Origin of the sequence: Thermoleptolyngbya sp. PKUAC-SCTB121 (assembly GCF_016919485.1) — a bacterium.
Taxonomy (GTDB): Bacteria; Cyanobacteriota; Cyanobacteriia; order Elainellales; family Elainellaceae; genus Thermoleptolyngbya; species Thermoleptolyngbya sichuanensis.
Genome location: NZ_CP070366.1, coordinates 2,165,354 through 2,189,589, shown reverse-complemented (window position 1 = coordinate 2,189,589; position 24,236 = coordinate 2,165,354). Strand labels below are relative to the sequence as shown.

21 protein-coding genes are annotated in these 24,236 nt (G+C 56.6%); 7 read left to right on the top strand and 14 right to left on the bottom strand.

Annotated features, from left to right (window positions below; genetic code table 11):
• Window positions 1-61 precede the first annotated feature (61 nt).
• Entirely contained in the window at window positions 62-859 is a 798-nt protein-coding gene (locus tag JTM80_RS09195; RefSeq protein WP_172358370.1) for a Tic22 family protein, read from the top strand.
• A gap of 17 nt (window positions 860-876) precedes the next feature.
• On the top strand, window positions 877-1,776 hold the full coding sequence (gene prmC, locus JTM80_RS09190; protein ID WP_172358371.1) for a peptide chain release factor N(5)-glutamine methyltransferase: 900 nt from the start codon (window positions 877-879) through the stop codon (window positions 1,774-1,776).
• A gap of 134 nt (window positions 1,777-1,910) precedes the next feature.
• Here prmC and JTM80_RS09185 read toward each other — a convergent pair whose 3' ends face one another.
• Window positions 1,911-2,402, bottom strand: a complete 492-nt coding sequence (locus JTM80_RS09185; RefSeq protein WP_172358372.1) for a hypothetical protein — start codon at window positions 2,400-2,402, stop codon at window positions 1,911-1,913.
• A gap of 339 nt (window positions 2,403-2,741) precedes the next feature.
• Here JTM80_RS09185 and JTM80_RS09180 point away from each other — a divergent pair, with 339 nt between their 5' ends.
• From JTM80_RS09180 to JTM80_RS09170, 3 genes are all read left to right on the top strand, one after another.
• The gene (locus JTM80_RS09180; protein ID WP_172358373.1) at window positions 2,742-3,362 is read left to right on the top strand and encodes an L-threonylcarbamoyladenylate synthase; all 621 of its coding nucleotides are present in this window, start codon (window positions 2,742-2,744) and stop codon (window positions 3,360-3,362) included.
• 136 nt (window positions 3,363-3,498) lie between these two features.
• Entirely contained in the window at window positions 3,499-4,386 is an 888-nt protein-coding gene (locus JTM80_RS09175) for a CHAD domain-containing protein (RefSeq protein WP_205371036.1), read from the top strand.
• Window positions 4,387-4,819: 433 nt separating this feature from the next.
• Window positions 4,820-8,230: a phycobilisome rod-core linker polypeptide gene (locus JTM80_RS09170; RefSeq protein WP_172358375.1), complete on the top strand. Its 3,411-nt coding sequence runs from the start codon at window positions 4,820-4,822 to the stop codon at window positions 8,228-8,230.
• 306 nt (window positions 8,231-8,536) lie between these two features.
• On the opposite strand, the gene JTM80_RS09165 is transcribed toward JTM80_RS09170, so the two are convergent.
• The 3 genes from JTM80_RS09165 to JTM80_RS09155 all read right to left on the bottom strand — a co-directional run bounded on the left by JTM80_RS09165 (window position 8,537) and on the right by JTM80_RS09155 (window position 11,347).
• Window positions 8,537-8,953, bottom strand: coding sequence for a DUF1824 family protein (locus tag JTM80_RS09165; RefSeq protein ID WP_172358376.1), 417 nt, complete (start codon window positions 8,951-8,953; stop codon window positions 8,537-8,539).
• A 31-nt stretch (window positions 8,954-8,984) separates the two neighbouring features.
• Window positions 8,985-9,845 (bottom strand): hypothetical protein, encoded by an 861-nt coding sequence (locus tag JTM80_RS09160; RefSeq protein ID WP_205371034.1) that lies wholly within the window; start codon window positions 9,843-9,845, stop codon window positions 8,985-8,987.
• A gap of 95 nt (window positions 9,846-9,940) precedes the next feature.
• A complete protein-coding gene (locus JTM80_RS09155; protein ID WP_172358377.1) occupies window positions 9,941-11,347 on the bottom strand; it encodes a 16S rRNA (cytosine(967)-C(5))-methyltransferase in 1,407 nt (468 codons plus the stop codon).
• 86 nt (window positions 11,348-11,433) lie between these two features.
• Here JTM80_RS09155 and JTM80_RS09150 point away from each other — a divergent pair, with 86 nt between their 5' ends.
• Window positions 11,434-13,140: a hypothetical protein gene (locus JTM80_RS09150; RefSeq protein WP_172358378.1), complete on the top strand. Its 1,707-nt coding sequence runs from the start codon at window positions 11,434-11,436 to the stop codon at window positions 13,138-13,140.
• A 68-nt stretch (window positions 13,141-13,208) separates the two neighbouring features.
• Here the strand turns inward: JTM80_RS09150 and JTM80_RS09145 are convergent, their stop codons facing one another.
• The 5 genes from JTM80_RS09145 to JTM80_RS23450 all read right to left on the bottom strand — a co-directional run bounded on the left by JTM80_RS09145 (window position 13,209) and on the right by JTM80_RS23450 (window position 17,246).
• Window positions 13,209-13,556 (bottom strand): hypothetical protein, encoded by a 348-nt coding sequence (locus JTM80_RS09145; protein WP_205371032.1) that lies wholly within the window; start codon window positions 13,554-13,556, stop codon window positions 13,209-13,211.
• A gap of 27 nt (window positions 13,557-13,583) precedes the next feature.
• A complete protein-coding gene (locus JTM80_RS09140; protein ID WP_205371030.1) occupies window positions 13,584-13,901 on the bottom strand; it encodes a hypothetical protein in 318 nt (105 codons plus the stop codon).
• Between the two features lie 88 nt (window positions 13,902-13,989).
• Complete coding sequence (locus tag JTM80_RS09135) at window positions 13,990-15,069, bottom strand: glycosyltransferase family 2 protein (protein WP_205371028.1); 1,080 nt, start codon at window positions 15,067-15,069, stop codon at window positions 13,990-13,992.
• Window positions 15,070-15,228: 159 nt separating this feature from the next.
• Window positions 15,229-16,809, bottom strand: coding sequence for a hypothetical protein (locus JTM80_RS09130; RefSeq protein ID WP_205371026.1), 1,581 nt, complete (start codon window positions 16,807-16,809; stop codon window positions 15,229-15,231).
• A gap of 245 nt (window positions 16,810-17,054) precedes the next feature.
• Entirely contained in the window at window positions 17,055-17,246 is a 192-nt protein-coding gene (locus tag JTM80_RS23450; protein ID WP_068509894.1) for a hypothetical protein, read from the bottom strand.
• Between the two features lie 1,285 nt (window positions 17,247-18,531).
• Between JTM80_RS23450 and JTM80_RS09125 the strand changes: the two genes are divergently transcribed.
• Window positions 18,532-19,704 carry an FAD-binding oxidoreductase gene (locus JTM80_RS09125; RefSeq protein ID WP_205371024.1) on the top strand — a complete coding sequence of 391 codons (1,173 nt, stop codon included), beginning with the start codon at window positions 18,532-18,534 and terminating at the stop codon, window positions 19,702-19,704.
• Between the two features lie 465 nt (window positions 19,705-20,169).
• Here JTM80_RS09125 and JTM80_RS09120 read toward each other — a convergent pair whose 3' ends face one another.
• The 5 genes from JTM80_RS09120 to JTM80_RS09100 form a co-directional block, all read right to left on the bottom strand.
• Window positions 20,170-20,661: an ureidoglycolate lyase gene (locus JTM80_RS09120; protein ID WP_172358382.1), complete on the bottom strand. Its 492-nt coding sequence runs from the start codon at window positions 20,659-20,661 to the stop codon at window positions 20,170-20,172.
• Between the two features lie 30 nt (window positions 20,662-20,691).
• Window positions 20,692-21,684, bottom strand: a complete 993-nt coding sequence (locus tag JTM80_RS09115) for an NAD(P)H-dependent glycerol-3-phosphate dehydrogenase (protein ID WP_172358383.1) — start codon at window positions 21,682-21,684, stop codon at window positions 20,692-20,694.
• Entirely contained in the window at window positions 21,681-21,890 is a 210-nt protein-coding gene (locus tag JTM80_RS09110; protein ID WP_172353202.1) for a hypothetical protein, read from the bottom strand. Before JTM80_RS09110 ends, JTM80_RS09115 begins: the two co-directional genes overlap by 4 nt.
• A 296-nt stretch (window positions 21,891-22,186) precedes the next feature.
• The gene (locus tag JTM80_RS09105) at window positions 22,187-22,702 is read right to left on the bottom strand and encodes an NYN domain-containing protein (protein WP_172358384.1); all 516 of its coding nucleotides are present in this window, start codon (window positions 22,700-22,702) and stop codon (window positions 22,187-22,189) included.
• A 420-nt stretch (window positions 22,703-23,122) separates the two neighbouring features.
• Window positions 23,123-24,022 (bottom strand): sulfurtransferase, encoded by a 900-nt coding sequence (locus JTM80_RS09100; RefSeq protein ID WP_225906808.1) that lies wholly within the window; start codon window positions 24,020-24,022, stop codon window positions 23,123-23,125.
• Window positions 24,023-24,236: the final 214 nt, after the last annotated feature.

Genomic DNA, 24,236 nt, shown 5'->3' with positions numbered 1-24,236 from the left:
ACCCAAACAAGCCCCAAATCAACGTCCGTTTGGGCCTGTAATTAAGGAGTATTAAGTCGTTATGAGGTCACTATTTCAACGGAGTGCGGCGATCGCAGTAGCAAGCGGCATCGCGTTGACTGGTCTATTAGCGGGTGGGCTGCGCGTCTTGGCGTTGACCACCGAGCAAGTCATGGAACGTCTCCGCCCCATCCCTGTGTTTGCAGTTACCGATGCCGATGGCACCCCGCTCGTTGCCACAACTGGGGAAGGAGATAACGCCACCCCCGTCGCAGGGGTCTTCATCAGCCGTCAAGACGCGCAGCAGTTTGTCGAGGGACTGAAATCTCGCAATCCCCAGCTTGGCAACTCGGTGCAAGTGACAACCGTTTCGCTGGCGGAAATTTTTGAACTGGCGGTGCGCCAGCAAAACGACGATGATGCCCTGCGGTTCTACTTCGTGCCCATGCGTCAGCAGGTCGAGTCGGCCCGCACGGTACTCCAGCAAAATCGGCAAAATCCTGAGAATTTCGAGGGTGTTCCGCTGTTTTTCCTGGAATCGACCCAGGAGGGCGGTGGCTATCTCACCATTCAGCAGGGGAACCAGCGGGTGATTCCGATTTTCTTTACGCAGCAAGACTTGCAGGCAATGGTGACCCGGATTACCCAACAAGAGCCGAGTTTGGCAGGTCGGACGCGGGTTCAAGTGACCAGTTTGGAAACGCTGATCCAGATTTTCCAAAGCAGCGATGATCCTGATTTGAATCAGGTGGTGCTGGTGCCGCCTCGCGAGACGCTGGAGTATATCCGGACGTTGCAGCCCAATGGCGGCACAGCACCAGCCGGGGGCGGTCGCAATAGCGGCGGCAGAACCCGCTAGTCCCCGCTGTTAAAGCTGTGGTGAAGGAAACGGTAGCGGGCGATCGCCTCTGGCAGTGGCGACAATTGGCGCGTCAGGCGGCGATCGCCCATCAGGTCAGTCCAGCAGAGGTCGATTGGCTACTGCAACAGGGGGCCGACGTGGAGCCGCTGCTGCTGAAGCTGGGTCCACCGTTTCCACCAGAAATTTCGCTCAGCCGTTCCTTGGCTGACCTGACCCGGCTTTGGCAGGCGCGGCTGCGTGACCGAGTGCCCGTGCAATATCTGGTCGGTCGAGTTCCCTGGCGAGAGTTTGACCTGGCTGTGTCGCCAGCGGTTCTGATTCCCCGTCCAGAGACAGAACTGCTGATCGACCTGGCAAACTCAGCGGCCTTGCAATATGGCTGGCCGGTTCAGGAAGTCAGCCGTTGGGCCGACCTGGGAACGGGCAGCGGGGCGATCGCCCTTGGGCTGGCCTCGGTCTTTCCGCTGGCTACGGTTCACGCGGTTGACTGGAGTGAACCCGCCCTGGCGATCGCCCGACAAAATGCTGATGCTGCTGGCTTGGGCGATCGCATCCAGTTTCACCAAGGCTCCTGGTTCGAGCCGCTAGCCTTCCTTGCCGGACAGCTACAGGGCATCGTCTCAAACCCGCCCTACATTCCCACCAGTGATTTAACCCACCTAGACCCAGAGGTAGCTCGCCACGAACCCCACGCCGCGCTCGACGGCGGCCCCGACGGGCTAGACTGCATTCGCCACATTGTCCACACGGCCCCCCACTACCTGAAACCGGGCGGACTCTTGCTGCTGGAAATGATGGCCGGTCAGGCCCCAGCCGTCGCCCAACTCCTCAGCAACACGGGGCAATACGCCACGGTTCAGATTCATCCCGACCTGGCCGGAATCGAGCGATTTGCCGTCAGCGTGAGAAGGTGATAGGCAATAGGGACTTGAAGGAAGAGGGAAAAAGGAAGAACGAAAATAGAAAAGCGAAAACCTGCTCTTCCCTCTTTCCCTTCTTCGCTCTTCCCTCTTTTCGTTCTTCGTTCTTCCCTCTTCGTTCTTCCCTCTCACTTTCCCCACAGCGTCGTGTCCATCCGCGCCCGCAACTCTTCGGGAAACTCGCCCGTATGCACCTGTTCCCGCAGCGCCTCTGGATCACCCCAGGACACCAGTTCCAGATACGTGCGGGCTGCGCCCAGCGGATTGCCGTCCAGGTCAAAGAGTTCCAGCCAGCCGTCATCGCCATCGGTCGTCGTCACCACGGCATACACCGCGCCGTTGGGTGCGCCCTCCATCGGCACTTGAGAAACAGACACCGAACCCCAGTCGTGCTGCATCACGTGTTCATCGTAAAAATCGTAGGCAGCCTGGACACTGGCGGGCAGGGGAGGCGTGCTTGCAATGCCGATGCCACCGATCGCATTCTGACGCAGCGGCATTTCCTCAGTCGCATCTTCTCCGCTTTGATAGGCGGCGTATTTGGCTTGCCAAAAGGTTTTGAGTAGGCTGGCACACTGCTGCTGCACGGGCGTTGGGTCTGGGCTGAGCGGATTATCCATATTAGGAGAATTTATTGGGAGAATTACCTTGGGAGAATTACGCAGTGGTGAGGTGAGCGATAGTGGTGAGCAGGGTTTCGGTGGGTAGCGTACCGCAGTCGAGGCGCGGCACAACGGGGAAATTTGGCATTGAACCGTTGCCTTAACCCTTTGCAATCCGTAGAATAGCGCGAGTTTCAGATTAGCTAAAATCCCCTGTGTTTTCTAAGTAGATAGACCAGATTAAAAAACAGATCCTGAACCCTGCGCCGCCCGCGCAGCGGGCGGCACAGGGTCTTTGGGCTTTATGTTTATTAATGTCCACCTAACTTATTGTGGTGTCTGTGATACCTCTCTGCTATGCCGCAAGTGTCTCTGGCTGAACTGGTTGATGTCGCTCGGCGGGGTGCTGGGCTGATTAGCTTCCCGACGGATACCGTGCCCGCGCTGGCAACGCGACCAGATGCGGCGGGGCTGATCTATGCCGCCAAGCAGCGGGACGAGCGCAAGCCGCTGATTTTGATGGGCGGCAGTGTGGAAGATTTGTGGGCGTTTGTGGCAGGGGATAGAGCGGCAAAGGCGCAGTGGCAGGCGGCGGCAGAGCGCTACTTTCCGGGGGCGGTGACGCTGGTGCTGCCTGCGGGCGATCGCCTCCCCCGCGCCATGAACCCGACCGACCCAACGACCATCGGCATCCGTGTACCCGACCATGCCCTAGCCCGACATCTGCTGGCGCAGACAGGCCCATTGGCCACCACCAGCGTTAACCGCTCTGGAGAACCCGCGTTGCAAAATCTGTCAGACATTAACGCACAGTTTCCCGATGTTTATACGCTGACCGAAGCAGCACTGGACGAACTGGGGCGATCGCTCTCGGTGTCTGCCACCTATGCGGGTTCTGGAACCCCCTCAACGGTGGTGAAATGGACGGATCAAGGCTGGCTCGTTTTGCGGCAGGGCCAGGTCGTTTTCCAGCCATAGGCTGCAAAAGCCGTAAGTTAAGATAAGACTAAAAATTGGTAAATTTCCTATGAAAACCGAGCAGCGGAGCAAGGGCAAGCAACCCAGGCAAAGCAAGCAAATCAGGCAACCCAAGGAACAGCCAACGCCTCAACCCTTGACCTTGGGAGAGTATGCCCATCGCATCGTGGACGAGCAGTATCGCCAGATGGTGAAGCACGAAAAGCACGTCCTGGCAGATACCGACCCGGAGCATCTCCACCAAATGCGCGTTCATAGCCGTCGGCTCTATACGGCACTGCAAGTATTCGGAGCCGCCATCGATTTGCCCAAGGCGGCACATTCCAAGCGCGTGCGATCGCTCACCAAGGCACTGGGCAAACTGCGGGATCTGGACGTGCAAATCGCCACGCTCCAGACAGACTATCATCCCCATCTGAGCCAGCCAGAGCAGGCGTATCTCGAAACGGCGATCGCCGCACTCCAGCAAAAGCGCCGCAAAACCCTTGCAGGCACCCGCGACATCCTCAGCCAGAGCCGCTATCAAGACCTGAAAACCGCCTACGAAACCTGGCTCAGCGCTCCCCGGTTCACGCCACTGGCTCAAATCCCCATTGTGACCGTTCTGCCCGACCTGCTCAGCCCGTTGCTATCGACCTCGCTGCTACACCCCGGCTGGCTCATTGCCACCGAAGCGTTGACCGAAGACACCGCCCCAACGCTGCACGACCTCCGCAAAGCCTGCAAGCACGTTCGTTACCAGGCAGAGTTTTTCGTCAGCTTCTATGGCGCTCAGTTCAAAGCCTGGATCGCTGGGCTAAAGTCGCTACAAGACAGCCTTGGTAGCTTGCAAGATATTCAGGTGCTGCTGGAGCTGCTATCCGACGTGCTGCCCAAAGGCACGGAGCTATTAGAACTGCGGCAAATGGTGCAATCCAACCAGCAGCAAATTTTGGCGAACTGGAACCAAACACGCCTCCAGCATCTCGACCCAGCCTCGCGCTACCAGCTTTATGAAATGCTGCTCCAGCCAGTGTTAGAGTGATGCAGCATTGACGCACTGATAAATGAGCTGGCGCACTGAGATTGACACGCCGAGAAATGACCGGAGGAGGAGTGAACCGGGTGAGAGAATTGCTCACCCCCTTATCCCCGCTCCGCCCCATCTCCCCGCCCTCTTTGTTTTGCAACAAAACTTATCACTTCTCTCAGCCTGATTCCATCCACAGAATCAGGTTTTTTGGGACACTCTAGAGAGAGTTCTCGACATGCTTTTTAACATTCCGCATGGCGGGGCCTAAACGTTCTAATCTAAAAGTTAATCTGTAAGACCCCAGAACGCTTGTTTAGTATCGCTTGCGACAATTTCTCCTGTGCCCATCGGAGGGTGTCGTTATTCAAGCCGTTCTGAATTTCGTACTGGGAACGTCTACTTCTCACCTGAGGCAGTTGTTTATTAAGGGAGCTTTTGAAATCCAATGAGTGTTACGGCAAGCGGTGGAAGCTCTGTTGCGCGTCCAAACCTTTATCAAACCCTACCCGTCTCAACCATTTCCCAGGCGGAGCAGCAAGACCGATTCCTGGGGCGGGGTGAACTCGCCGAATTAACCAGTTTCTTCTCTTCTGGACTCAAGCGATTGGCGATCGCCGATGCCATCACCAGAAACTCCGAACTCATCGTCTCTCGGGCCGCCAACCGCATCTTTGTCGGCGGCTCCCCCATGGCCTTTCTCGAAAAGCCCCCCGAAGAAGTCCCTGTCATGATGACGATGGGCGGCGTTGCCCTCGACACCGAAGAAGCCATGAAGCTAGGCACCGTGACCTACGTTTCTGGCAGCAGCGGTGGCTTGCTGGAAGGATTACGGAACCTGTTTACTACGCCCAGTGCCGGTCCCATTCCTCCTGGCTTCCGCCCCATCAACGTCGCCCGCTACGGCCCTGCCAACATGCAGAAGTCTCTGCGGGATCTAAGCTGGTTTCTGCGCTACGTCACCTATGCCATCGTCGCGGGCGACCCCAACATCATCTCGGTGAACGTGCGCGGTCTGCGGGAAATCATCGAGAACGCCTGCTCCGGCGAAGCCACCATCGTAGCGCTGCAAGAAATGCGGGTCGGGGCCCTGACGCTGTTCCGCAATGATGCCGACGCTGCGCTGATCGTGACGCAATATTTTGAAGTGCTGATCAACGAGTTCGTTGCCCCCAGCCCCTCCAACAAACTGCGTCAGCGGCCCTCTGGCGACCAGCAAGGTCTGCAACTGCCTCAGATTTACTTCAACGCGGCAGAGCGTCGTCCCAAGTACGCCATGAAGCCGGGGCTATCGGCTAGCGAGAAAAACGACGTGGTGAAGGCTGCCTACCGCCAAGTGTTTGAGCGGGACATCACCCGCGCCTATTCCCTAGGCATTTCTGATCTGGAATCCAAGGTGAAGAACGGCGAAATCTCCATGAAGGAGTTTATCCGCCGCCTGGCCAAGTCGCCGCTGTATCGCAAGAACTTCTACGAGCCGTATATCAACAGCCGCGCTCTGGAACTGGCATTCCGCCACATCCTGGGTCGCGGGCCCAGCTCTCGCGAAGAGGTGCAAAAGTATTTCAGCATCGTTTCTAAGGGTGGGCTGTCGGCGCTGGTGGATGCCCTAGTCGATTCTCAGGAATATTCTGACTACTTTGGCGAAGAAACCGTGCCTTACCTGCGCGGTTTGGGACAAGAGGCCCAAGAGTGTCGCAACTGGGGCCCGCAGCAAGACCTGTTTAAGTACAGCGCTCCTTTCCGCAAGGTGCCGCACTTCATCACCACCTTTGCCAAGTACAATCAGCCGCTGCCCGATCAGCATGTGTATGGTTCTGGCAACGACCCGCTGGAAATCCAGTTTGGCGCGATCTTCCCGAAACAGACGCGCAACCCCAGCACCAGTCCTGCGCCCTTTGGCAAGGACACCCGTCGGATTCTGATCAATCGTGGCCCCGGTATCAACAACCAGTTGAGCAATCCGGGCGCACGCGGTGTTGCTCCTGGAACTCTCGGCCCCAAAGTGTTCAAGCTGGATCAGGTTCCCAGCTATACGGGCACCTTCAGCAAGAAGGGCGGCGACACCAAGGGCATCAGCGTCAAGTATTCCGAAAGCTCCACGCAGGCGGTCATTCGCGCCATTTACCTGCAAGTGATTGGACGCGATGTGTATGAGGGGCAGCGCCAGAAGGTTGCCGAAATCAAGCTGGAGAACGGCGAGATTACGGTGCGCGAGTTTGTGCGGATTTTGGCGAAGTCTGACCTGTTCCGCAGCCTCTACTGGACTCCGCTGTACGTCACGAAGGCGATCGAGTATATCCACCGCCGCCTATTGGGCCGACCCACCTACGGCCGCAAAGAGATCAACGCCTACTTTGACATTGCAGCGAAGAAGGGCTTCTATGCGGTGGTCGATGCCATGATCGACAGTATGGAATACAGCGAAGCCTTTGGCGAAGATACGGTGCCTTACGAGCGCTATCTCACGCCAGCGGGCTTGTCGCTGCGAACCAACCGAGTCGGCAGCATTGTCGATAAGGGTATGCTGAAACCCGTGGCTGAAGAAACGCCGAGCTTTGTGAGCTTGGGCGCGGTGAGGGAAGTTCGCACAGAGCCGGATGTGCAGTTCCGCTCTAGCCAGGGCGTGTCGAAGAAGCGGGAACAGACAAAGGTCTTCAAGCTGACTGCTGCGGCTGACGTGGCGCAACTGAAGACGGTGATTGGTGCAGCCTATCGCCAAATCTTCGAGCGGGATATCGCGCCTTATATTGTTCAGAACGAGTTCACCGCGCTGGAGAGCAAGCTGGGCAACGGCGAAATCAACCTGAAGGAGTTCATCGAAGGTCTGGGAACCTCGAACCTCTATATCAAGGAGTTCTACACGCCCTATCCCAATACCAAAGTGATTGAGTTGGGTACGAAGCACTTCCTGGGTCGTGCGCCGCTGGATCAGGCGGAGATTCGCAAGTATAACCAGATCCTGGCATCGCAGGGTTTGAAGGGCTTTATCAACGCGATGGTCAACAGCGCTGAATACGCGCAGGCCTTTGGCGAGGATACAGTTCCCTACAACCGCTTCCTGACGCTGCCCGCTGCCAACTTCCCCAATACGCAGCGCTTATACAACACGCTGACCAAGCAGAACAAGACGCTGGTGGTGCCGAGCTTTGAGCCAGTGAAGTCGAAGCTAGATCCGACTAAGCTGCCGCTGACCGGGCTGGCGATCGCCAATCTATCCGCCCAAGCTCGTCAGCCTGACCCCACCAAGCCCAAGTTTGTGGAACTGGGCCGCTCCTTCCTGGCGGAAGGTCAGGGGCAATCCGTTGAGATTGGGGTAGGAACCTCTCGCCGCAAGCCTGCTCGGATCTTCCGCATGAACCCCAGCATGACGCGGGGCGAGACGGAACTGGTGATTGATGCCATCTACGTGCAGGTGATGGACGTGTTCAGCGGACAAGTCCCGGCAGAGTTCCGCCGCAGCGACCTGGAAAGCAAGCTGCGGAATAGCGAAATCTCCGTGCGCGAGTTTGTGAAGACGCTGGCGGGTTCGGATATCTACCGCAAGCGGTTCTACACGCCCTATCCCAATACCAAGGTGATCGAGTTTCTGTTCCGCCATCTGCTGGGACGGGCCCCGGCCACCCAAGCAGAGATTCGCGAATACAACAAGCTGCTGGCCGATAGCGGTCTGAAAGCAGCCGTAGACGCGATGGTGGAAAGCGCCGAATACTCGCGCTACTTTGGCGAAGATGTGGTGCCCTACAAGCGCTTCCCGTCCTTGCCCGCGGGCAACTACCTGGGCAGCGTGACGGCTGATGCCGACCTGGTGAAGCAATCCTGGTCTAGCCTGTCGCCCTCGTATCTGACTGGGCAGTAGGAACCGGGCAGTAGGGCTTGGGAGTTAGGGCGGTCGGTCTATGCGGCTTATGCGGCTGCCCTGGCTGGATCGTCTAGTCAAGCTCACAGGCTGATTTGACCCGTTGAATAGAAAAGCCTCGGCATAATTCTCCGCCGAGGCTTTTTTTGGGCAAGAGTCAGGGGAATCAGAGGGCAGGGTTAACTGGTAGACCCAACCCTCAACCCCAAACCTTCAGGACTTACGCACGATAAGTTTTCTAGGATTTTGGACGATTTCTCGCGGGTGCAGCCCGCGAGAAATCGTCCAACTGCGTAAGTCCTAACCCTAATCCCACAAATCTAGGGGTAGATGCCCATAGAGGTCGTTGATGTCGTCGGGATCAGCAGACTGACAGGAAACTAGCACGCCGCGATGCTCACCAGGATAAGTGTCTACGTAGCACAGGCTTGATTTGGGATTGAACTTGAGATAGACCGGGCCTTCCAGCGAAACCGCTGGCGGCTGGGGTGCATAGCCAAGGGCGATCGCATATTGTTCTAGAGCAGCCCAACCTTCTGCCTGAGAACTGGCGCAAACCCCTAGCATTTGGTAATCCGAGTGCTGTGCGACCAGCCTCAGCGCTTCACGGAGACTCGCTTTTTCTTCAGCCGACTGCACAGACGCAGCAGTCTGACAATCGAACTGCTTGAGCAGGCGATGGGCCTGGTCGCAGGTGAGGGCGATCGCCTTAGAATCCGTCATAACTCTGGCCAATCCCTAAGCTAATCCCTAACTATGCCTTAGAGGTTTCCGGTTCGGCAGCGGCCTCAGGCTCCGCAGTTTCTTCATCAACAGGCGCTTCTGCCACAGGTTCCGGCATAGGTTCGGGTTCGGGCGCAGGTGCTTCGGCCGCAGGTTCCGGCATAGGTTCGGGTTCCGGCTCTGGCGCGGGTGCTTCGGCCGCAGGTTCCGGCATAGGTTCAGGTTCCGGCTCTGGCGCGGGTGCTTCGGCAGCGGGTTCGGGTTCCGGTGCAGGCGCTTCGGCAGCGGGTTCCGGATCAGCAGCGGATTCTGGTTCGGGCGCGGGTGCTTCGGCAACAGGTTCGGGTTCCGGTGCAGGCGCTTCGGCAGCGGGTTCCGGATCAGCAGCGGATTCTGGTTCGGGCGCGGGTGCTTCGGCAGCGGGTTCGGGTTCCGGTGCAGGCGCTTCGGCAGCGGGTTCCGGTGCAGGTTCCGGTTCCGCAGCAGGCTCAGGTGCAGGCGCTTCAGCCACCTCTGCAACGACTTCCTCTGGGACAGCTTCTTCGGCGACAACTTCTGCTGTTACTGCTTCTAGTGCTGCGTCCTCGGCTGCGATTTCCTCTGGCGGCGGCTCTTCAACGGTTTTTTTCTGGCTTGGCTTGGGCCCGCGCATCAGGGCAGGGCTAACCGAGGGCGAGGGGCGATCGTCTCGATCACGCCCGCCTTTGCCCTTGCGACGCTGGCGATCGCCCGATCGGGAATCATCCGATCGCTCACGCGGCGACTCATCTCCACCTGTACGTTCGCCTTTTTTAACCGGGCGCGGCTTGTTGCCGCCGGATGGAGTGCTAGAAGTAGTCTCAGACGCTTCCTGGGTCTGACGCTCAGATTTTTTGATAGGACGTTCAACCATAACGCTCAGCTATACCCTGCCGCAACAATCATTCACTATCTGTTAATCGTAACAGTGCAGGTCAAACGCAACCGAGATTCGCACCGAGATCGACGTTATTTTGCCATATCCCCCTGATCTGGATTGCCAGCAGGCAGGGTGCGGTCGCTGGAAATCAGTCTTGCCATAAAAAAGCCATCCAGGTCGTGCTGATGGGGCAAAATGCGAAGCCAGCCCTGCGGCTGTTGAAACTGGATAGCGGGATGATCGGTGGGCAGCAGGTCGATTTTCCACTGAGGCTGGGCGGCCAGAAAATCCTGCACAACGCGCTCGTTTTCGTCAGGATGCAGCGTGCAGGTAGCATAGACCAGCGTACCGCCCGGTTTGACCCAGGTAGCGACGCGGTGCAGCAGTTCAGCCTGTAGCTGGGAAAGCTCCTGCACAGAGTCGGGGGTTTGCCGCCAGCGGGCATCGGCATGGCGGTGCAGCGTGCCCAGTCCCGAACAGGGCGCATCCAGCAGCACCCGGTCTGCCTGCTTGGGGAACTGGGTGAGGGTGCGGCTGTCGCCAGGACAGAGTTGGATGCTGGTGAGTTGCAGTCGTTCGGCATTTTGCAGCACTTTTTTGAGGCGGTTGGCGCTGCGATCGCCCGCCCAAACCACGCCGCGATCGCCCATCAGTTCTGCCAGGTGCGTCGTCTTGCCGCCCGGCGCAGCGCAGGCATCGATCACCGTTTCCCCAGGCTGCGGGTCGAGCAGCATCCCCACAAGCTGGGCGCTGGCATCCTGCACCGACCACCAGCCCTCTGCATAGCCCGGTAGCGCTGGAATTGCGCCCCGATGGTTTCGCAGCCGCAGCGCTTGGGGAAAGCCCGTCAACCGTTCCACGGCTACGTCCGCCGCCTGCATGGCGGCCTCCACCTGTTCTACCGAAGCCCGCAGGGGATTTACCCGCAGGTCAATACTGGGCGGCTGATTAAACCAGTTGCAGAGTTGCTCAGCATCAGTTTCGCCAAATTGGGCGATCCACTGCTGCACGATCCAGTCGGGCATACTGTGTGCAATGCCGATGCGCGAAACCGGGTCGGCTGGCAGGTTCAGCGGGTCACCCGCCTCGCGCTCTGCGGCTTGTCGAATATACCCCCGCAGCAGCCCGTTCACGAAACCCGCCAGCCCTGCAAAGCCGTTGCCCTTGGCCAGGTCTACGGTTGTATCGACTGCCGCCGAGGGGGGAATGTGGCTGAGATAGCGCAGTTGATAAAGTCCCAAATGCAAGATGAGTCGCAGATTGGGCGGCTGCTGGTCGGCGGGTTTTGTGGCCAGTTGGCTAATTAGGGCATCGAGGGTGCGCTGTCGCCGCACACAGCCGTAGACCAGTTCGGTGGCCAAGCGGCAATCGCGCTCCGACAGATCACCCCGGTGCAGCCGTTTGTCCAGCGCCGCATCGGCAAATGCGCCCCGCTCTACATCCCGCAGCGCGTCTAGGGCAACCTGCCTCAAGTTTTGGCCTACAGTTTGACTCATACTGACTACCGTAGCTAAAAAGCTGGTGCGAAAATCAGATCTGCCCTAGTTTGGCGCTCAAAACCTGTTTCCCAACGCAATCCTCGGTGCAGCGCTCGATACCCCGCTCAACCCCCCGACTCGCACAATTCTGGACCCTCAAAACCCAGTGGCTCTGGGCGATCGCCCTCTGCACGCTGATTGCCATCCTGTCGGGTCTGAACTTTTCGGCATACTATTCGCCCAGTCTTAACTCTGATCAGGCAATCCATGTGCTGATGGCAGAGGATCTGCAACTGCCCGCCGATTTTTACTACTGGGGACAAGATCGCCTCGGCAGCCTGGAACCTATCCTGGCGCACGGTTTGCTGACCCTGCTACCGCTGCGCCCGGTAGTGGCGATTTCAATCGTTCAGTATGCGATTTTGATCGCGGGCTTTTGGATGTTTGCCCGATTCTTCAAACAGCCACTCATCAGCATCATCCTGGCGCTGGTCTGGTTTTTGCCGCTCGACTCTTTTGTCGAATTGGTGCTGCCCGCCCATCCCTACAGGGCGCAGTTTCTGATGGTTGGCGCTGCGCTGCTGTTGGGCCGCCAGTTGCTAACCAAGTCCAGACCCGGCGAAGCATTAAATCATCCGTTGACCCTGGCGGCGATCGCCCTCTGCGCGTTTCTGGCGATTTGGATTTCCGACTTTTCAGCGCTGATCTTTTTTTGTCTGGCCGTCGTGCTGGTGCTGATCCGGCTGGGCGATCGCCCCACATCTGCTGACCAAACTGCTAGCCAAACTGCTGACCAAACTGCTAACCAAACCTTCTGGCAGCGTATGGGGCTATCCCGGCTCGACCTGCTGGCCTTGGGGCTGACTTCGCTGGCCGGCATTGGGTTTATCGCCTTTGCCAAGAGTCAGGCAATGCGCCGCAATGAGAACTATGGCACCCTGAGCAGTCCCGACCAGATCTGGGCCGCCACAACGCACCTGGCGATCGCCGCCTGGGAAACCCTTACCTTTCAGCACGGGCCGCTGCTGGGGGTTCATGCCGTTCTGGTGTTGGGCAGCGTGGCAACGATGGGGTACCTGTGGATGAAGGGGCGATCGCACGCCCTCCGACTCTCGCCCTGGTTCTCCTACTTCCTTGCTGCCGCAGTTCTCAGCTTTGCCGCGCTCCTCTGCCTCGCCTGGGTCTATCACAATCGCGTCAGCCTGCGATATTTTGTGCCCGTCTATCTGCTGCTGTGGCTAGCAGCGCTCAGTTTTTTGCAGCCCCTCAGCGGCCCCTGGTTTCGCCGCTTGGGGCTGCTGCTGCTGGGCACGGCGCTGGTATCCAGCCTAACGCTGCCAAACGTGCTGTCATTCAAGCGCCCGCCCTCCACCATCGCTCGCCTACAGCCACTTCAGACGCTTGCACCCGCCGCCTTTATCGCCCAGCCTGGGGGGCCTTATCTGTTTTGCGCGGTTGACCCCGCAAACCTGGACTGTACTCCCGCAAGTGTCAACTGGAAAGCCGCCTGCGATGCAGACTCCCCGCTCAGCAATTCTCAGGAGCGATTGACCAGAATTTCCCGTCCCCGCTGTCCCCGCTGCACTCGGCGTGCCCTCGCTGCACCGACGATTTATGCAGTCAAGGGAAAGTGGCTGGAGGCGGTGAGCGCTGCCGACGATCCATTTCCCAGGGAAATGCAGCAGTTTGGACTGTGTTTGGTGAAAGTCGGCGAGCCGATTCAGGTGAGTAAATATTTGATGGCTCCCTATAGGCTCAAAACGCCCAAGCTCAAAACGCCCAAGCTCAAAACGCCCGCGCCGTCTCCTTAAGGGATGAAGGGGCAGTTGGAGGGTTGCCAGGGCTTGTGCGTATGGTTTGAGACACTGACTGAGCCAAATCAACGGCGAACGGCGAACAGCGACAGGTTCGACACCCAGCCCAGCAGCCGGGTCGGGCGATAGTAGAGCGTCAGGTCGGGCGGGAACAGTTGCTTAAACTCCGAGAGCGTCAGCAGGTTGAGGTTGGCTTCTTTTGCCCAAAAATCGTGTCCCAAAAGCCGCAAAATTCGCCGAAACCAGCGGGCCGGCAGCCAGTGAATCAGCGGCAAGATGGTGTGAAATTCCACCGGATACCAGCGGTTGGGCGTGGCGATATAGACTTGTTTTCCGACGCGGCAGAGTTCCTGAACGAAGGCTCGCTGCTGTGCCCGACTGCCGACGTGTTCAATGACGGCAAAGCTCACCACCAGGTCAAAGCTCTGATCGGCAAAGGGCTAATCTAGGGCGTTTGCCTGGACAAACTTTAGGCCCGGAAACTCCTGTTCGAGGAAGGATGCATCCTCTAGCCCAACGGCGGTGATGCGGTCTGGATAGGGATAGGCCTTTTCAAAAAAGTTGCAGTCTTCGCGGCGATCGAGCGTTACGCCGACATCGAGTACTGTAGTGTCGGGGGTGGGCCGGGCCAGATCGAGGAGCGATCGCACCATTCGCTTGCGGGCATAGAGCGACAGCTTGCTGACTAACCCCAGCAGATTGGGTTGAACGTAGCTGCTATTCTGCTCTGGGACAGACGCATGATTGAAGGAACTCATCTACTCCACCGGGATTATCTTCTGATTATCTTCTAAAGACAGGCTGTAGACAGGCTATGAGAGAGGCTTGAATGCAGCACGTCTGGGTTTAGTTCGGCGGCTGTCGCAGAGGAGGCGATGACCCTGGCCCGGCCACCTCGCGCACTCGGTAGATGGGTCGTCCTTGGGACTCATGGTAAGTTCGCATCAGCAGCTCTGCCAGCAGCCCAAAGCAAAACAACTGCACCCCAGCCAAGAAAAGAACAACCGCGAGGATCAGCAGGGGGCGATCGCCAATGTCTTGCCCCCGCACAAACTTGAGAAAGCCCAGATACAGTCCCACAAGCGTGCTGGTACCCATCAACACCAGCCCCCACAGCCCAAACACATGCATCGGGCGGGTCAGAAACTTTTTCATGAAGGCAATGGTGAACAGATCCATCACCACGCGAACCGTGCGCCCCAGCCCATACTTACTCTTGCCAAACTGGCGGGCATGATGACGCACGGGCACTTCAGTAATTCGCGCCCCTTCGATGTAGGCAAGGGCAGGCAAAAAGCGGTGCAGTTCGCCGTAGAGGTTCATGTCTTCCACCACCTCTGTCCGATAGGCTTTGAGGGAACAGCCGTAGTCATGCAGCTTTACGCCCGTGACGGAGCCGATCAGCGCGTTGGCTATTTTAGACGGCAGCAGCCGGGTCAGCGCTGCGTCCTGCCGATGTTTGCGCCAGCCGCTTACCAGGTCATAGCCCTCGTTGAGCTTGGCCACGAGCATGGGAATATCGGCCGGGTCGTTTTGCAAGTCGCCATCCAGCGTCACGATCACCGCGCCCCGCGCATGGTTAAAGCCCGCGGCCATGGCGGCTGTCTGGCCATAATTTCGCCGCAGCAGCACGGCCCGCAAGTCGGTGCGCTGTTGTGCTAGTTGCTTCAGCAGGGCAGTGGAGCCGTCTTTGGAGCCGTCATCAACGCAGACGATTTCGTAGTCCATCCCGCTGGCTTGGAGCGTGGAGGCGATCGCCTCGATCAGCCGGGGCAGGCTCTCCACTTCGTTGTAAATCGGCACCACCACCGAGAGGGCTGGTGCAGCGGTGTAGCTCTCTGCCCCATTTAGCTGCTCCCTTAGCTGCCCCTCTAGTCGCCCCTCAACCGGATGCGTATCCACCGGATGCCCATCAACTGGATGCATCAATTTCGGATCTTGCGAAGAAAAAGAAGTCGTCATACCACCTCGGGCATCCTGAAGGCAACCTGGCTGCAAGCCTAGACAATCTACCTAGACAACACGCCTAGACAAAAAGTTACGGAGTACGCTTTACAAAATACGCGACAAGGTACTCTGTGAAGATTATTCAACACGATGGTCATTTGGGAAAGATGGTGTGCCAGCGTTGCGGACACGCACCACCTTGCTCAGCAGGTCAAACCAGAAAGATGACCCCATTGAAATCGCAATTCCTGTAATCAGCCAGCCCAAAATCCGCTTGGGAATCGAAATAAACAGACTGGTATTGGGCGGAAACTGTTGCAAGCGGTTGCGCCGGTTCCAGCCGATGGGTAAAGGGATATCGTCCAGCACCGTATCGACCGCATCGCGAACGTCTGCCAGTTCTCGCTGAAGGTTGGGCGCTGCTGCGCTGGGTGAGATGGGCGTTGTATCCGGCGGCAATGCGCCGGGTTCCAGCGTGCCAAAACTGGACTCGCCAAAACTGGGAGAATTTGGAATTGGCAATGGCTGTCCAGTGGTGGAGAAGGCTTCACGAAACCGGGTGGGCGCTTGGGGCGACTGGCTCAGGAGTTGGTTGGCGCTTTCGGACACCGCAGCCCGAATCGCCGAATCTCGCGACAGGCGATCGACCACAAGAAACGTGTCTGCATTGGTCGCCGCTGCCAGCAAAATGCCCAAAATAATCGCCACCCCTTTGGCATTGCGTCTGTAAACGCCGGATGCTCGATCCATCGAACGGTTGAACCAGTTCTCTACTTCTTGCTCCAGTTTGCGTAGCCCGTCCTGGAGTCCGTCTGACCGCATTTGCGCCTGGTTTGCCAGGATGATCAGGTTTTGCTTGAGATGGGGAGGAAGCTGGCTGATGCGCGATCGCACCTGAATCACTGCATCCTCTAGCTCGGCAGGCAAATTGCTGCGATTGTTCAGGACAAGCGCCATCACCTCGCCAATGGTCGGCTCCAGTTTTTTCATTTGCACGGCCTGTTTCAGGTAGGGCAGCCGCCCCAGGATGATGTCTTGACAATGGTGGTTGTTCTTTAGGTACGCCTCGGTGCTGTCGATAAACAGGCGAATCTGCTCCGTCGCCAGATCCATACTTCGAGACAGCGAAATCCGGTTGCTGCGAAAGTCGTCGCGAATGTTTCGGAGTCGCTGCCGCAGCCCTTCAAATTCCGCTTCTAGAAGCGAGTCGTCGCCGACGCTGTTGCGGAGCGATTTGAGGATATCTTCTACCAGCGCCAGCTTTTCTTCGCCCAATCGGCACATAGTGTAGTCGCTAATTTTTTGAGTCAGGCGTTCGACATCCAACTGCTGGAGGAGCGCATCGGCAAACGTCTTGGATGGAATGTAGGAAGGTCCGCTGAACTGGTTGCCAAACACATTGCGAGCGCCCGTGACGCTGCGATAGAGCGCCCCGATATTGCGAGACACCCGGCGAAACAATAGGGGCAGGGTTCCTTTTGCTTCCTGGTTGAGCGATCGCATCAACGGGCTGCTGTACAAATTGTCGATAAAGGTTTGATAAGTGCTGACTTCTTCTGCATTACCCGTGAGCAAAATCTCGATGGACTTTTTGAGATGGTCGGCCCGCCATTGCAGCAGCGTTGCGAGGAGTTCCTGAAGTTCTGAAGCCAGCAAGCTGAGGATAAGAAATAGGAAAATAACCCCAAGCGTAATATCAAAAATGATCGGCAGACTCATCGCGCAACCCCTCACCCTGCCCCAATGGGCGATCGCTCTAAATTAAAAACCAAGCGTCTATCAAAAAGCCCCAACCAAAAGCGGGCCCCCAAAACCGGAAGCCCGCCTATTAGTTTAATCGTAGTTTTTCGGCATGATACATCAAACTCGTCGCCGCCGCTGATAACGCGGACTGTGGTGCAGATAGTCATGCAGATTGCGACGCAGAATTACGACAGGCACAACGCAACATGACACAGATTGGGCTACACCGACTGAAGCACGCGGTTGGTTCGCAGGCTCAACGCCACAGGTGCAGCAAGCTGAACTTGCTGCCGCGCCTGAATTACATCTGCGAGGTTTGGCATTTCTTGCCAGCAGTGCGTACAAAACCAGTAGACACGATTGTGTCGCGCATGGCGCAACAAAGGCTCAGAGCAGCAAGGGCAAAGGTTCATGGCTTTATAAGGAGCGCTTGATTATGAAGTGAGAAATACAGACAACGAGGAATGCAGGATTCAGATCTGCCTGAAGAAGCTATCCGAGTAAGTTTCTTTAGCTCTCGCCGAGCATTACTTCAATCGGTTAGGTCGATAAAGAAATGCGTCTAATGCGTCTAAATATGTGTTATGTGTTTAACGGCATGTTTCTAAAACCTTCTCTTTAAGTCTAGCGTTCAACAAAAACCTGAAAAGTTTCTAGAGAAACACAATCGAATTTTCAGAGGTCGTCCCTGAGGAAGATTCTAAAGAACACGAATTACTGCCCTCTCTAGCCGAACCCCAGCAGTCCAAGACTCACAAGCTTAGTCTTGCGTTCTTAATTTCGCAGTCTTAGTCAGAAAAATTTGACTTCCTAGACTTGAACTATTCCAGAATCAGACTATTTCCAATGAAGATGAAAAAGGATAAGAAAGGATGAAGGATAGAAGTTTTTCAGAATGAATCGACTTAGCTGGCCGATAGAAGGCTAGTTGATAGACGGCTGATTGACAGATAAAAATACGGTTTAGTTCAATCGAGATCAATCTCACAATTAACCAAAGAGTCAACCAAAGAATCAATCACGCAAGATAATGCTTAGTCTTGTCCTCCACTTATCATTGTTGAACATAATTAATGGACGTGCAAGACTTCTAAAGAAAATGTTACAAGCTTCGTCGTGAGAGTTTACGCTTTGAACATCAATTAATTTGCTTCTTGATTTGCTTCTGTCAAGGCGAGATTTAAATATTTTGTATAGAGTTTGGAGTGTCTGCTCTCTGCGCTGTGACTAAAATCTGGCATTTGCAAGTCATAGGCAAAAATAGATTGCTCAGGCGATAAAATTTGTATCATTTAAGACGCAAAACTGGTATCGAGTTGTACGAATTAACAGTCAGGTGATCTCTGCGATTTGTTAGAAATTGCATCCAGAATTTGCGGATGCTGATGCTGCTCTGGCCGTGCCCGCAGGATGGCGTAACGCTTTATTTCAGAAACACTGTTTTTCCTGTCATATCCTGAATGTTGTGCTATGCAAAAATAATGATTGTGCTAAGCACAGATACAGAATTTCCGCAAAAGTAGAACGTATCCCTTTGAACTCATCGGGTTGCATCCTGATTTTGCGCGTTGAGTTTTGCGCGTTGAATTTTGCGTTTGGAGAAACTCGCGCTACTCTGAAAAGCCAGAATGTGGATTCAACGGACGCTACCAGGACTCTACAAAGATTAGGAAAGATTAGGAAAGATCAGGACTGCACATGACAACGTATGACTGGATTGTGGTTGGGGGCGGGGTTGCTGGATCGGCACTGGCCTACGAGTTAGTCAAACTGGGGAGTTCTGTGCTGCTGCTAGAGCAGTTTGCTGCGCCCAAGAATGGAACACGCTATAGCTATGGTGGGATTGCCTACTGGTCGGGTAATACTCCCCTGGCTCAGCAGCTTTGCCAGGAAGGAATTGAGATTCATCGCCAGTTGTCGGACGAGCTGGAGGGAGACACGCAGTTTCGTGAACTAGACCTGGTGCTGGTGATCGAGCCAGGGGAAGATGTGGGGGCGATCGCCCAGTCCTATCGCTCGTGCTGGATTCCGCCGCAGCCCATCAGCGTAGAATTTGCCTGCGAACTGGAGCCACTGCTGAACCCGGCGGCTTTGGGTGGGGCGCTGCACACCACGCACGGCCACGTCAGCCCTGAAGCAACAACCCTGGCCTATCAGCAGGCATTTCGGCGGCTAGGCGGCGAGATGCGGCTGGCGCAGGTGACGGGTTTTGTGCGGGAGGGCGATCGCACGACGGGCATCACAACCCCAACAGGAACGCTGAGCGCGACCGGAGTCATTGTCAGCGCGGGGGGATGGAGTCGCATCCTACTGCGGCAGGCGGGGCTGTCTGTGCGGATCTACTTTTCTCAGGCAGAGCTAATTGAAACACCGCCAAATACGCCGACTCAGACGCACACGCTGATTATGCCTGCTGCGCTAAAACGCTTTGAGCAGGAGGCCGCGGCCGGTGCAGCAGATGCGCGGTGGAATCAGCCCAATCAGGAAGTCGTGCCGCCCATTCTGGACGAGGGCGTGATCCAGTTCAAAGACGGGCGGATTCGGATTGGTCAGGTGACGCGCATGATTAGCAGCTTGGAGCCGGAGGTTGATGCGGCGGCCAGCGAGTCTGCGCTACGCCAGGCCGTGGGGCGGTTCTTGCCCAGCCTCAAGGAGGTTCCGGGAACCTGGAGTCGCTGTCCTGTGGCGTTTAGTGGCGATCGCCTGCCGCTGGTGGGGCCGGTTCCGGGCGTGGAGGGGATGCATCTTTTCTCTGGGTTTAGCAATCCCTTTGCGATCATGCCGCCCCTGGCCCGCCGCTATGCCCGCCACCTGGTGGAACAGCCCGATCCACTGCTGGAGGGTCTGAGTCCGGGACGGTTTGGAACGTAGCGTAGGTTCTTGATTTTGGATATGCGGCTTTGGAAGGATGTATCCCAGTGATGCAAATTCGCCCTCATCCCCCGACCCCTTCTCCCGTTTTGGGAGAAGGGGAGCCGGATTCAAAGTCCCTCTCCCGCTCTGAGAGAGGAATTTAGGGTGAGGGTTCCCAAAGTGGGATGTACCCGTTTGGAAAGCCAGCAACGGAGTGCTAACAAACCACCAACAAAAAAGCCACCCTTGCGGCGTGGCTTTGAGGAGCATATTCAGGAGGTTTATAGACGTTCTGGCTAGGCGAGGAGCTTGGTTGTTAGCTAGGTGTCTATACCGTCTAGTATGCGGGGTGCAACCCTTCCAGCCAGTGACATGGGCAAACCCGACTGGGTGATTGTGACAGGGCGATCGCGTGATTTACGTCACTGTGAACCGCAAATCACACAATCGGAAATCCAAAATCGCAAATCCAAAATCGAGAAATTAGCCCACCAATTCAAACTGAATGCCGTGGCTCTGGCGAAAGTCGTGGGTCTGGTGGTCGATGAGGTTGGTATCGCTGAGTTCCAGGTTATAAAAATCCACCGTGTCCTGGTCGAAGTAGGGGCCAGCGTGCCAGGTGCCCAGGTTCAGCTTGATAAAGCAGGTGCCCGGAATGTGGAAGGCGGCGATCGCCTCCAGTTCCGGCTGATCCAATTCCGACGGCGGCGCAACCGCAATCAGCCAATCCTTGCCCTCCAGCGACCCCAGACATTGGGTACACTGCCGATGGCGCGTAATCCGAGAAAACTGCCGGCCTCGCTGGTGCAGCCGCATGATGTAAAACCGAGGAATGCCCCGATCCAAACAAAGCTGAGCATCATCGGGGCCAAACCGCGCCCCATCAGGACTGGCAAAAATCACCTGCCCAAACGGCCGAAACGCCTCTACCGAAATGGGCTGCACCACAAGCTGACGAACGACTGACGTTGGCATGGGTCACCCTCCCTGTCTTTGCTCTTTGCACTAATCTTCCGACTTTAAATCCCGCTCCATGAGCGCTTCCACTGCCTGCTGCGGCGTGATTTGCTCATTTAACAGCAGATAGACTTGGTGAGCGATGGGCATGGGGATTTGCTCCCGCTGGGCCACATCAAAGAGGACATTGGCCGTATTCACGCCTTCGGCCGTGCCTTCCAGGTCTGCCAGCACCCGCGACAGAGAAAGCCCCTGGGCAAGCTGATAGCCGACCTGATAGTTGCGGCTGAGGGGACTATTGCAGGTGGCCAGCAGGTCGCCCAGTCCCGACAGTCCAAAAAATGTATCGGTTTCGCCGCCCAGATAGGTGCCCACGCGAATGATTTCTGCCAGGGCGCGGGTAATCAGGGCAGATTTGGCATTCGTGCCCAGTTTCAGCCCGTCGCACACGCCCACGGCGATCGCAATCACGTTTTTTAGCGTGCCGCCCAGTTCAGTGCCCAGTGGATCGGTATTCGTATAGACCCGGAAGCGCTCGGAGGCAAACACCCGCTGCACAAACTGCGCCGCCGCCGCGTCGCTGCTGGACACCACCGTTGCTGCCGGGAGGTCTTGCATGATTTCCTTGGCCAGGTTGGGGCCCGAGAGGACGGCGATCGCCTGCTGCGGCAGGGCATCCCGCCAGAGTTGGGTAGGCGTGCGCCCGGTTTCTGGATCAAGCCCTTTGGTGGCGCTGACTAGGATAGTCGCCGGGTCTATTCCGATTTGTCCCAAACGCGGTGCCAATTCCACCACGCCCTTAATCGACATCGCAGACACCAAAATTTCAGCCCCGATTAGGCTGTCTTCGATGGGCGCATGAAACCGCCGCGACCAGCGCCGCACCCGATGCCCATTACGCTCTGCTAGCGTGGCCAGAGTGCCGCCCCAAGCTCCAGCCCCCAACACTGTCAGATTCACGGTCGGTCGAAGGGGTACTGGCTTGGGCAGGCTTGCAGCAGACACGCTTTCCGCAGAAAAATTCGCAGGCTGAGCCGTCATAGGAGCCGTCCACCCAACGAAGCCGTCCAGGAGATCATCCGCGCCACCCAGCCGCTGCTGTGGGCGAACGGTAGGGCTGAGAGATCGACGGGTGCAGGGATCATCTCGCCTCGCCAGTCGAGCAGTTGCACGATCAGCAGGTAGGCAATGCTCAGCAAAATGGCGATCGCCCCTGTAATCACCGCTACCACTTTAGATCGATCCATTGCACCACGCCTCACACGCTATTAAAGGGGTTTGTTTAAGAAGTCTGGGCACCTCGATTAATTGCCTTATTGAGAATCTTAGGAGCCTGAAACCCTTGTTTTCTCGTAGCTATTCTCAAGAGGATCTGAATTTTTCGAGGTGCCCGTCTGTTCAATAGTTTTGTTCAAGAAGGCTGTTCAAGAAGGCTGTTCAAGATCCCTGCCGGAGGGACTTGATCTGGAGGTTCCGTCGAGTCTGCGATCGCCCAGAACCCACAACCAGAGAAGGCTTCAACTGGTGCAATGGTCCACTTTGATCAGCCATCCACTTTTTCGATTTGGTCGCGGATATCGTTGAGGTCAATGTATTTATCCGTCACATTTCGCAGTTCGCGGGCAATCATGCCCTCAGTAGACACAACTGTAATATGGGTGCTTTTAGAGCGTAGCAGTTCAATCGCCCGCTCAAAGTCGCCATCGCCGCTAAACAGGATCACCCGGTCATACTGATCGACCGTGTTGAACATATCGATCACGATTTCCACATCCAGGTTTGCTTTCTGGGAATAGCGCCCGGAGTTGTCGTCGTAATACTCCTTCAAAATTTTAGTTCGCACGGTGTATCCCAGGCTAATTAGCGCATCTCGAAACCCACGCTGATCCTGCGGATCTTTCAGCCCCGTGTACCAGAAAGCGTTGATCAACTCAACGTCGGGGTCGTTTGTGAAATAATCCAGGACTCGTCGCGGGTCGAAGAACCAGCCATTTTTTTGTTGAGCGTAGAACATATTGTTCCCATCAACAAAAATCGAAAGGCGGCTAACAGATGACATAGAAGTTAGAACCTAAAAATTAGGGAGCTTAGAGAATTAGAGTCTATTGCTTAACGTAAGTCAGGCATCGCACAAAGCAGGCACAATCTACTCCGGCGGAGATTCCTGAGCGGCATAAATTTAGAAACTTTTGGAGAACTAGGGGCTGATAAATGCTCTCAGTATAGCAACTGCGCCCAGCGTCGCTGTTTTTCAACGCACAGGAATGTCCTGTGCTGAATCAGCTTTACGGTTGCGGTCAGCCTCCAGAAAGGCTCATCCCACGGTCTTTTCAGCTATTTGGCAGAATCACTTGATTCCTCAAGCTTTGCGCCAAGATTCAGCCCTGAGACACAGAGACAAGCTCAAGCTGCACGGGGGATGCAACTGCTGGAGGCGATGACAGCGGAGCCACGGGGGCGATCGCCCGCTCTCCCGCTTCTACCCCGGTGGCGTTCCCGATTCATCAACTAAATACGAACACCAGTCACTCCAGCTTCCAGCATAAAGCTTGCTCTGGCTGCCCCGCCCTGCCATCTCCAGCGACAGCAGGTTGACACAAGCCGTCACGCCAGAGCCGCAGTAGACAATAATCTCCTCCACTTCATCAATCTCGTTGGTATCGGTATTGGTATCAGCATTGGTATCGGCATTAGTCTTGGTCTTGGATAAATCCTGCCAGCGCTGACGCTGCACCTCAACGGAGAGTACCCTGCCCCGATCGTCTGTCACGCCCTGCCAGGGATAGTTGACCGCGCCAGGAATATGCCCCGCGATCGGATCGATGGGTTCGCGCTCTCCTCGATAGCGATCGCCCTCCCGCGAATCCACCAGCACCACGCCTGCTCGATCTTTGCGCCGCTTCACCGTTTCAATATCCACTACCATCTCTGGGCGTAACGCAGGCACAAACTGCCCTGCCTGCCGTGGGGTGCTGGGCGCAGTCGCCGCTGTCACAGGATATCCTGCCGCCTGCCAGTGCGCGAAGCCACCGTCTAGCACCGCCACCCGATCATGCCCCAGATACCGCAACAGCCACCAAAACCGAGACGCAAAGCCCAAACGGGAGTCATCATAGGCAATCACCCAGGTTTCGCCGCGGGTAATGCCCGCTGCCGCCAGGGTTTGCGCCAGAGCGTCTGGGTGGGGCAGGGGATGGCGGCCGCCGTGGCGCTGCACGGGCCCCGACAGGTCAGCATTCAGGTCAAAATACACCGCACCCGGAATGTGGCCTTGGTAATACTGCTGCCGCCCCAAGTCTGGCTCCATCAGCGAGAACCGACAGTCGGCGATCGCCACGCCCGGATCATCCAGATGATCCAACAGCCAGTCTGCGGTCACGACAGCAGCAGGGTTAGGAACGGGATCGGGTGAAACCCCTTGTGAAACCCCTTGTGAAACCCTTTGTGAAATCCTTTGTGAAATCTCTTCAGCCATTCAAGGTATATTTTCTGGTTAAGGTAAATTCGGTTGGGCACGGACTAGGTGTGGGTACATTGGGCTGTAGGCAGGGCACAGGTAAAGCGAAACGGGCGTAGAGCATCGCCCCAGTTGC